The organism is Sphingomonas sp. OTU376 (genome assembly GCF_038440415.1).
Classification (GTDB): Bacteria; Pseudomonadota; Alphaproteobacteria; order Sphingomonadales; family Sphingomonadaceae; genus Sphingomonas; species Sphingomonas kyeonggiensis_A.
On the sequence record NZ_JASATQ010000019.1, the window covers coordinates 72,035 to 79,253 of the forward strand.

Below are 7,219 nucleotides of genomic sequence, written 5' to 3' on the forward strand. Positions count from 1 at the left end.
TGGGAGAGGGAGGGAGCCGACGCAGTCGGCGGAAGGGTGAGGGTCGCCACAAACGGAAACGCATGTGGAGACCACCCTCACCCAACCCTCTCCCAAAGGGAGAGGGCTTAAGGAAGAGAAGAAATGCCCCTCTACCTCAACGAAGACCAGACCATGCTCCGCGACACCGCGAAGGACTTCGTCGCCGCGGAAGCCCCGGTCAGCCACATGCGCGCGCTGCGCGACGCGAACGACCCCACCGGTTTCAGCCGCGCGCTCTGGAAACAGTTCGCCGAAATGGGCTTCACCGGCATCCTGATCCCGGAAGCGGACGGCGGCCTCGGCCTTGGCCATGTAGAGGCGGGCGTGGTGCTCGAGGAGATCGGCCGCAACCTCTCGCCCTCCCCGTTCCTGGCGACGGCGGTGGCGGCGGTCGAGGCGCTGAAGGGCACCGGCCATGCCGCGCGCTGGTATCCCGGCATCCTCGCTGGCGACACGGTCGCGGCGCTTGCGATCGATGAGACGCCGAAGTTCACAGGTCAGGTTTCGCTCGCCGCCGAGCGCGCGGGCAACGGTTTTCGGCTGTCGGGCGCCAAGCGTTTCGTCGCCCACGCCCATGTCGCCGACCTGATGATCGTCGCCGCGCGAACTTCCGCGGCTGGAGCGTCCAGTTCGGGCGTAACGCTCTTCGTAATCGACCCGAAAACCCCCGGAATCGATGTCCGTACCGAGCGCCTGGCCGACTCCAGCCTGGCTTCCCATGTCACCTTTGCCGATGTCAGTGTCGATTCCGATACAGTCCTGGGCGAAGTCGACCAGGGTGACGGCCCCCTCGGCCGCCTGCTGTCGGCAGGCCGCACCGGCGCCTCGGCCGAGCTGGTCGGCGTCGGCGGCGGGGCGATGGACATGACGGTCAATTACCTCAAGGATCGCAAGCAGTTCGGCGTCGCGATCGGCAGCTTCCAGGCCCTGCAGCACCGGGCCGCCCATCTCTACAGCGAGATGGAAGTCGCCCGCGCCGCCGTGCTCAAGGCCCAGCAGCTGCTCGACGCCGGCCAGGACGCGGCCGAGGCGGTGGCGGTCGCCAAGGCGATGACCGGCCTTGCCACCACGCTGGCCGTGCAGGAAGGTGTCCAGATGCACGGGGGCATCGGCATGACCGACGAGTTCGACATCGGCTTCTTCATGAAGCGCGCCCGCGTCCTGGCCGAGATGTTCGGCGACACCAACTACCACGCCAACGCCCTGGCCGAGGCGTCCGGCTACTGATGGACACCACCCCACCCGAACGCGCCGAAGACCCCCGGGGCCTGGTCGACCAGCTCACTGCCCTGCTCGATGTCGAGCGCATCGATACCGATCTCTACCGCGGCCCCCGCCAGCCCGGCGGGGTCGGCCGCGTCTTCGGCGGCCAGGTCGTGGCGCAGGCGCTCCAGGCCGCGCAGCGCTCGATAGAGGATGACAAGCTCGCCCACTCTCTCCACGCCTATTTCATGCGGCCCGGGGACGAGAACCACCCGATCATCTACCGGGTGGTCCGCGATTTCGAGGGGCGCAGCTTCGCCAATCGCCGGGTCATCGCGATGCAGGGCGGCCAGCCGATCCTCAACATGACCGCGAGCTTCCAGCTTCCGGCCGAGGGCCTGCACCATCAGTTCGACATGCCCGACGTACCCGATCCGGACAGTCTCGTCTCGGAACGCGACCTGCGCGAGGCGATCCGCGACGAGGTGCCGGAGAAATTCCGCCGCTTCTTCCTGCGCGCGCGGCCCATCGAGATCCGCCCGGTCAATCCGCGCAACTGGTTCAAGCCCGTGGCGCAGGAGCCGGTCCAGCACAGCTGGTTCCGCGTCGTCGCCCCCCTGCCCGACGATCCCGCGCTCCACCGCGCGATGCTCACCTACGCCACCGACATGACCCTGCTCGGCACCTGCCTGCTCCCGCACGGGGTAAGCTGGATGACCGGCGGCGTGCAGACCGCCAGCCTCGATCACGCCGTCTGGCTGCACGAGCCGTTCCGCTTCGACGAGTGGCTGCTCTACACCACCGACAGCCCCTGGGCTGGCCATTCGCGCGGCTTCAATCGCGGCCGCATCTACAGCCGCGACGGCCGCCTCGTCGCCAGCGTCACCCAGGAAGGACTGATCCGCGTAAAGGACTAGGAACGCACGGGCTTTCCCCCGCGTTGGCAGGGCAGGACATATCGCGGGGAGCTCGCAGCCATGATGATCGCCACGGTGCTGGCACTGTTTTCACAGGATCTGGCGACGGTCACCGCCGACGCCGCCGATCCGGTCGAGATCGCCAGCAAGCTGGACGTCACCAGCTTTCCGAACTCCACCGGCCCACGCCGCAAGGAAGGGCTGCGCACCCTGGCGGATTACGGGTTCACCAACCCGATCCGCGACGGCAATTCGGCGGTGTTCGAGCTGGCCGACAAGAGCTGGACCTTCCGCGTCAGTCTGCTCGACCGGAGCGACAAGGCGCTGAAGCTCTGCATCCTCGATCGTGCGCTTGGCGGCGGCAGCTATTTCAGCGTCAAGCCGATCGAAGTCGCACCCGGCAAGGACGGCCTCTACCGCGCCACCGGCAATCCGGTCGCCGATCCCAATTGCGCCTGAGCCGCCAGCCGCTAGACCGGCGCAATGGAAACCGCACCGCGCCGCTTCGCCTATGTCACGCTCGACGTGTTCACCGAGACCCGCTTCGGCGGCAATCCGCTCGCGGTGTTCCCCGATGCCGGCGGGCTGAGCGACGCCGAGATGCAGGCGCTGTCGGCGGAGATGAACTATAGCGAGACGACCTTTGTCCTGCCTGCAGCCGATCCGGCACACACCGCCCGGGTCCGCATCTTCAACCGCACCGCCGAGATGCCCTTTGCCGGCCATCCCAATGTCGGCACCGGCTATGTCCTTGCCGGTCTGCGCCCGGAGGCGGGCGACACGCTCCGCTTCGAGGAAATCGCCGGCCTGGTCGAGGTGCGCATCGAACGCGACGCAAGCGGCAGTCCCCTTGGTGCGGAGATCGACGCACCCCAGCCGCTTCAGTTGCTTGGCACGCTGCCCGTCCAAGGCATTGCCGCCTGCCTGAACCTGGATGTCGCTGACCTGGTAACAGCCTCCCACCTGCCAACCCGCGCCACCACCGGCGTCGACTTCGTCTTCGTCGAGGTCACCGAGGAAGCGCTGAGCCTCGCTCAACCGGATATCGCAGCCTATCGCCGCCTCGCCGATACGGAGCGCGACAATGCCGAGCGCCTGTCGATCTTCCTCTATGCCCGCGAGGAACAGCGCATCCGCGCCCGCATGTTCTCCCCGCTCAGCGGCACCTGGGAAGACGCCGCCACCGGCAGCGCCAACGCCACGCTCGGCGCGCTGCTGCTCTCGCTCGGCGAGGCGGAAACCGCGCGCTTCCAGGTGCGACAGGGCGTCGAGATGGGCCGCCCCAGCAACCTGACCGTCATCGCCCGCCGCACCTCCGACGGCATCCGCAGCAGTGTCGCCGGCCGCTGCGTGCCGGTGTTCCGCGGCGAGGTGACGCTTTAGAACGCCGGCTTGCCGAACTCCTGGCGTGTCACCGGATGGCTGGACGAAAGTCCGCCATCCACCACCCAAGCCTGGCCGTTGACATAGCTCGCCTGGTCGGAAGCGAGGAACAGCGCCACCCGCGCGATCTCTTCGGGCTGGCCCGCCCGGCGCAGCGGGTTCAATCGGCCGAGCTTGTCCTCCTTGCCGGTCTCGCGGGCATAGGTGAAGGCACGCTCGGTCATGCCGGTCTCGATCAGCCCCGGGCAGATCGCATTCACGCGCACGCCCGATCCCGCGAACTGCTGCGCCGCGGTCTGGACCAGGTTGATGACACCCGCCTTGCTGGCCGAATAGGCCGGGCCACCGGCACCCGAACGCAGCCCGGCGACGCTGGCGGTGCAAAGGATGGCACCACCGCCGCGCTCGACAATCCGCGGGCCCGCATGCTTGATCGCCAGCGCCGGCCCGATCAGGTTTACGCGAAGCACCTCGGCCCAAAGCTCGGTCGGCGTGTCGAAGATGCCCGTCGCGCCGCCCGAAATGCCGGCATTGGCGTAGAAGATGTCGAGCCCGCCAAAGCTATCGACCGCAGTCGCAACCACCCGCTCGACATCGGCCTCGTCACCGGCATCCATGTGCACCGCGATCATGCCCTCGCGCCCGGCGATCGTCTCTTCGACTGCCTCGCTCAGGTCGGCGGCGACCACCTTGGCGCCTGCATCGGCAAATGCCCGCGCCGTCGCGCGTCCGATCCCCGAGCCCGCCCCGGTAACGATCACAACCTTGCCCGCGAACTGCATCAGATCGTCACTCCTCCGTCGATGACCATCGCCTGGCCCGTCATGAACGCACTCGCCCGGCTGGCGAGATACACCACGGCTCCGGCAATCTCCTCCGGCTCCCCGATCCGCCGCAGCGGCGTGGTCGCGTTGGTTGCCTTGGCGCGCTCGGGATCCTCCCACAGCGCACGGGCGAAATCGGTCTTGATCAGCCCCGGCGCGATGCAGTTGACCCGCACATTGTCCGGCCCGAATTCCACCGCATAGTTGCGCGCGAGCTGCAGGTCCGCCGCCTTGGAGACATTGTACGCGCCGATCACCGGCGATCCGCGCAAGCCCCCGATCGACGAGATGATCACGATCGATCCATCGCGCCGCGCGCGCATCTCCGGGGCCACCATCTGGATCAGCCAGTGGTTGGAGAGGATGTTGTTGTCGAGGATCTTGCGGAACTGGTCGTCCGCGATGCCCTCGAGCGGCCCGTAATAGGGGTTGGAAGCCGCATTGCAGACCAGCACGTCCACCCGCCCGAACACCCGCCGCGTCTCTTCAACGAGATGCTTGAGCGCTTCCTTGTCCGAAATGCTCGCCGCCACCGCCAGCGCAGTGCCTTCGCCGTGCTTCGCGTTGATCTCGGCCGCGACCGCGTCGCAGGCATCCTGCTTGCGGCTCGATATCACCACCTTCGCGCCCGCATCCGCCAGCGCCTCGGCCGAAGCCTTGCCGATCCCCCGCGAGGAGCCGGTAACGATCGCTACCTTGCCGGCCAGGTCGAACAATCCGCTCATGCCCCTGCCTCCTGCGCGAAGTGCCAGGCCTGTGCGACCAGTCCAGGCAGCCGCTCCACCGTCGCGGCCGCATTGGCGGAGGAGGCGTTGCCGTCGATCATCCGCTTCTTGATCCCCTGGACGATCCCCGCCAGCCGGAACAGGTTATAGGCGAAATACCAGTTCAGGTCGGGCACGCCGTCGCGCCCGGTCGCCGCGCAATAGCGCGCCACCACATCCTCGATCGTCGGGATGCCGGTCTCCGGTCCGGTGAGTCCCTTCACGCCCGATCGCCCCTCGGGCTCGGTCGCCCAGCTCATCAGGAAATAGGAGAAGTCCGCCAGCGGATCGCCAAGCGTCGACAGCTCCCAGTCGAGCACCGCCAGGATACGCGGCGCGGCGGGCGCGAAGATCATGTTGTCGATACGGAAGTCGCCATGAACGATGCTCGTCCGCGTCTGCTCGGGCACGGTGCGCGGCAGGAACGCGATCAGCTGTTCCATCTCGGGCAGCGCATCGGTCTCGCTTGCCCGATACTGCTTCGTCCAGCGCTCGACCTGGCGGGCGAAATAATTGCCCGGCTTGCCGTAGCTGCCCAGCCCCACCGCCGCATAGTCCACCGAATGCAGCGCCGCGAGCGTATCGATGATCGCATGATAATGCGCCGTCCGCTCCTCCGGCGTCATGCCCGGCAAGCCGCCGTCCCAGAGCGTTCGCCCCTCCACCATCTCCATGATGTAGAAGGGTGCCCCCAGCACCTCGGGATCCTCGCACAGCCCATAGGGCCGCGCGACCGGGAAGCCGGTCGGGTGCAGCGCCGCGATCAGCGCATATTCGCGCTCCACCGCATGGGCCGAGGGCAGGATCGGCCCGAACGGCTTGCGCCTGAGCACATAGGAAGCGCTCTCCGCATCGATCCGATAGGTCGGGTTGCTCTGCCCGCCCGGGAACTTGGTAACCGCGATCGGCCCACCAAAGCCGGCAACGTTCGCCGCCAGCCAGTCCGCCAGCTTCGCTTCGTCGAGGTCGCTCATGCGAACTCGATTACCGAGCGCACGCTGTCGCCCTTGCGCAGCTTGTCGAGTGCATCGTTCACATCCTCCAGCCTGATCCGCTCGGCGACCATCGTGTCGAGGTCGAGCAGCCCGTCGAGATACATCTGCACCAGGCGCGGCATGTCGATCGGGAAGCGGGTGCTGCCCAGCAGCGAGCCCTGGATCTTCTTGCCCGTCAGGAAGGTCGGCCCGGGCAGGCTGACATTGCCGCCCGGCGCGATCATCCCGAGGATCGTCGCGGTGCCGCCGCGGCGCAGGATGTTCCAGGCCAGCTCGGCAGTATTCGGCCGCCCGACCGCCTCGATCGCATAATGGACGCCGCCGCCGGTCAGCTTGAGCACGTCCTTGGCCAGCCCCTCGGCCATCGCATCGAGTGCATGGGTTGCGCCCAGCTTGAGCGCCAGCTCGCGCTTCTCGGGCACCGGGTCGATCGCCAGGATCGTCCCCGCCCCGGCGATCTTGGCGGCGTTGATCGCAGCAAGCCCGATCCCGCCCGCGCCGATGATCGCCACGCTCTCGCCGGGCCGCACCCGGCTGTCGTTGAAGATCGCCCCGGCCCCGGTGATCACCGCACAACCGAGCAGCGCCGCGCGGTCCAGAGGCATTTCCCTCGAAATCGCCACACAGGCGTTTTCATGTACCAGCATCTGCTCGGCAAAGGCCGAGAGGTTAAGGAACGGCGCAAGCCCGGTACCATCCTGCAACGACAATCGCGGCTCGGCATCGGCCGGGCGCCGGGTCGAGGGATCGATGCACAGCGAGGGCCGCCCGGTAACGCACATCTCGCAGCTGCCGCAGAACACGGTGAAGAAGGTGATGACATGATCGCCCACCTTCAGATGCGCGACATCACTGCCTACCGCCTCGATAACGCCCGCCGCCTCATGCCCCGGCACGGTCGGTACCGGATGCGGGAAGGCGCCATCGACAAAGTGCAGGTCGGACCGGCACACGCCCACCGCCTTGGTGCGGATCAGCACCTCGCGCGGCCCGGGCTTCGATACGCGAACCTCGGTGATCTCGAGCGGCTTGCCCGCTTCGTAGAGAACGGCTGCTTTCATCACTCTCCCTCTCCGCTCCCCGGCGAAAGCCGGGGGCCCGGGGTTGTGTGG

8 protein-coding genes are annotated in these 7,219 nt (G+C 67.6%); 4 read left to right on the top strand and 4 right to left on the bottom strand.

The genetic code is table 11. From position 1 onward, the window contains the following. The first annotated feature begins 123 nt into the window (after positions 1 to 123). The 4 genes from AAHM44_RS10510 to AAHM44_RS10525 are packed head-to-tail and all read left to right on the top strand — an operon-like array spanning position 124 to position 3,524. Entirely contained in the window at positions 124 to 1,248 is a 1,125-nt protein-coding gene (locus AAHM44_RS10510; protein WP_269575239.1) for an acyl-CoA dehydrogenase family protein, read from the top strand. Further along, positions 1,248 to 2,141, top strand: coding sequence for an acyl-CoA thioesterase (locus tag AAHM44_RS10515; protein ID WP_342249932.1), 894 nt, complete (start codon positions 1,248 to 1,250; stop codon positions 2,139 to 2,141). Before AAHM44_RS10510 ends, AAHM44_RS10515 begins: the two co-directional genes overlap by 1 nt. A gap of 60 nt (positions 2,142 to 2,201) precedes the next feature. Continuing rightward, positions 2,202 to 2,600 (top strand): hypothetical protein, encoded by a 399-nt coding sequence (locus tag AAHM44_RS10520; RefSeq protein WP_269575237.1) that lies wholly within the window; start codon positions 2,202 to 2,204, stop codon positions 2,598 to 2,600. Positions 2,601 to 2,624: 24 nt separating this feature from the next. After that, complete coding sequence (locus AAHM44_RS10525) at positions 2,625 to 3,524, top strand: PhzF family phenazine biosynthesis protein (RefSeq protein ID WP_269575236.1); 900 nt, start codon at positions 2,625 to 2,627, stop codon at positions 3,522 to 3,524. Here the strand turns inward: AAHM44_RS10525 and AAHM44_RS10530 are convergent. The 4 genes from AAHM44_RS10530 to AAHM44_RS10545 are packed head-to-tail and all read right to left on the bottom strand — an operon-like array spanning position 3,521 to position 7,168. Further along, complete coding sequence (locus AAHM44_RS10530) at positions 3,521 to 4,306, bottom strand: SDR family NAD(P)-dependent oxidoreductase (protein WP_184166493.1); 786 nt, start codon at positions 4,304 to 4,306, stop codon at positions 3,521 to 3,523. The two genes, AAHM44_RS10525 and AAHM44_RS10530, sit on opposite strands and share 4 nt — an antisense overlap. Further along, positions 4,306 to 5,073, bottom strand: a complete 768-nt coding sequence (locus AAHM44_RS10535; protein ID WP_342249933.1) for an SDR family oxidoreductase — start codon at positions 5,071 to 5,073, stop codon at positions 4,306 to 4,308. The genes AAHM44_RS10530 and AAHM44_RS10535 overlap by 1 nt, the downstream gene beginning before the upstream one ends. Further along, entirely contained in the window at positions 5,070 to 6,086 is a 1,017-nt protein-coding gene (locus AAHM44_RS10540) for a phosphotransferase family protein (protein ID WP_342249934.1), read from the bottom strand. Before AAHM44_RS10540 ends, AAHM44_RS10535 begins: the two co-directional genes overlap by 4 nt. Beyond that, entirely contained in the window at positions 6,083 to 7,168 is a 1,086-nt protein-coding gene (locus AAHM44_RS10545; protein ID WP_269575233.1) for a Zn-dependent alcohol dehydrogenase, read from the bottom strand. The genes AAHM44_RS10540 and AAHM44_RS10545 overlap by 4 nt, the downstream gene beginning before the upstream one ends. Between the last annotated feature and the right edge of the window lie 51 nt (positions 7,169 to 7,219).

Coding starts and splice junctions, on each gene's coding strand:
- AAHM44_RS10545 (WP_269575233.1), bottom strand. CDS start 7,168: ATGAAAGCAGCCGTTCTCTACGAAGCGGGCAAGCCGCTCGAGATCACC.
- AAHM44_RS10510 (WP_269575239.1), top strand. CDS start 124: ATGCCCCTCTACCTCAACGAAGACCAGACCATGCTCCGCGACACCGCG.
- AAHM44_RS10530 (WP_184166493.1), bottom strand. CDS start 4,306: ATGCAGTTCGCGGGCAAGGTTGTGATCGTTACCGGGGCGGGCTCGGGG.
- AAHM44_RS10520 (WP_269575237.1), top strand. CDS start 2,202: ATGATGATCGCCACGGTGCTGGCACTGTTTTCACAGGATCTGGCGACG.
- AAHM44_RS10535 (WP_342249933.1), bottom strand. CDS start 5,073: ATGAGCGGATTGTTCGACCTGGCCGGCAAGGTAGCGATCGTTACCGGC.
- AAHM44_RS10540 (WP_342249934.1), bottom strand. CDS start 6,086: ATGAGCGACCTCGACGAAGCGAAGCTGGCGGACTGGCTGGCGGCGAAC.
- AAHM44_RS10525 (WP_269575236.1), top strand. CDS start 2,625: ATGGAAACCGCACCGCGCCGCTTCGCCTATGTCACGCTCGACGTGTTC.
- AAHM44_RS10515 (WP_342249932.1), top strand. CDS start 1,248: ATGGACACCACCCCACCCGAACGCGCCGAAGACCCCCGGGGCCTGGTC.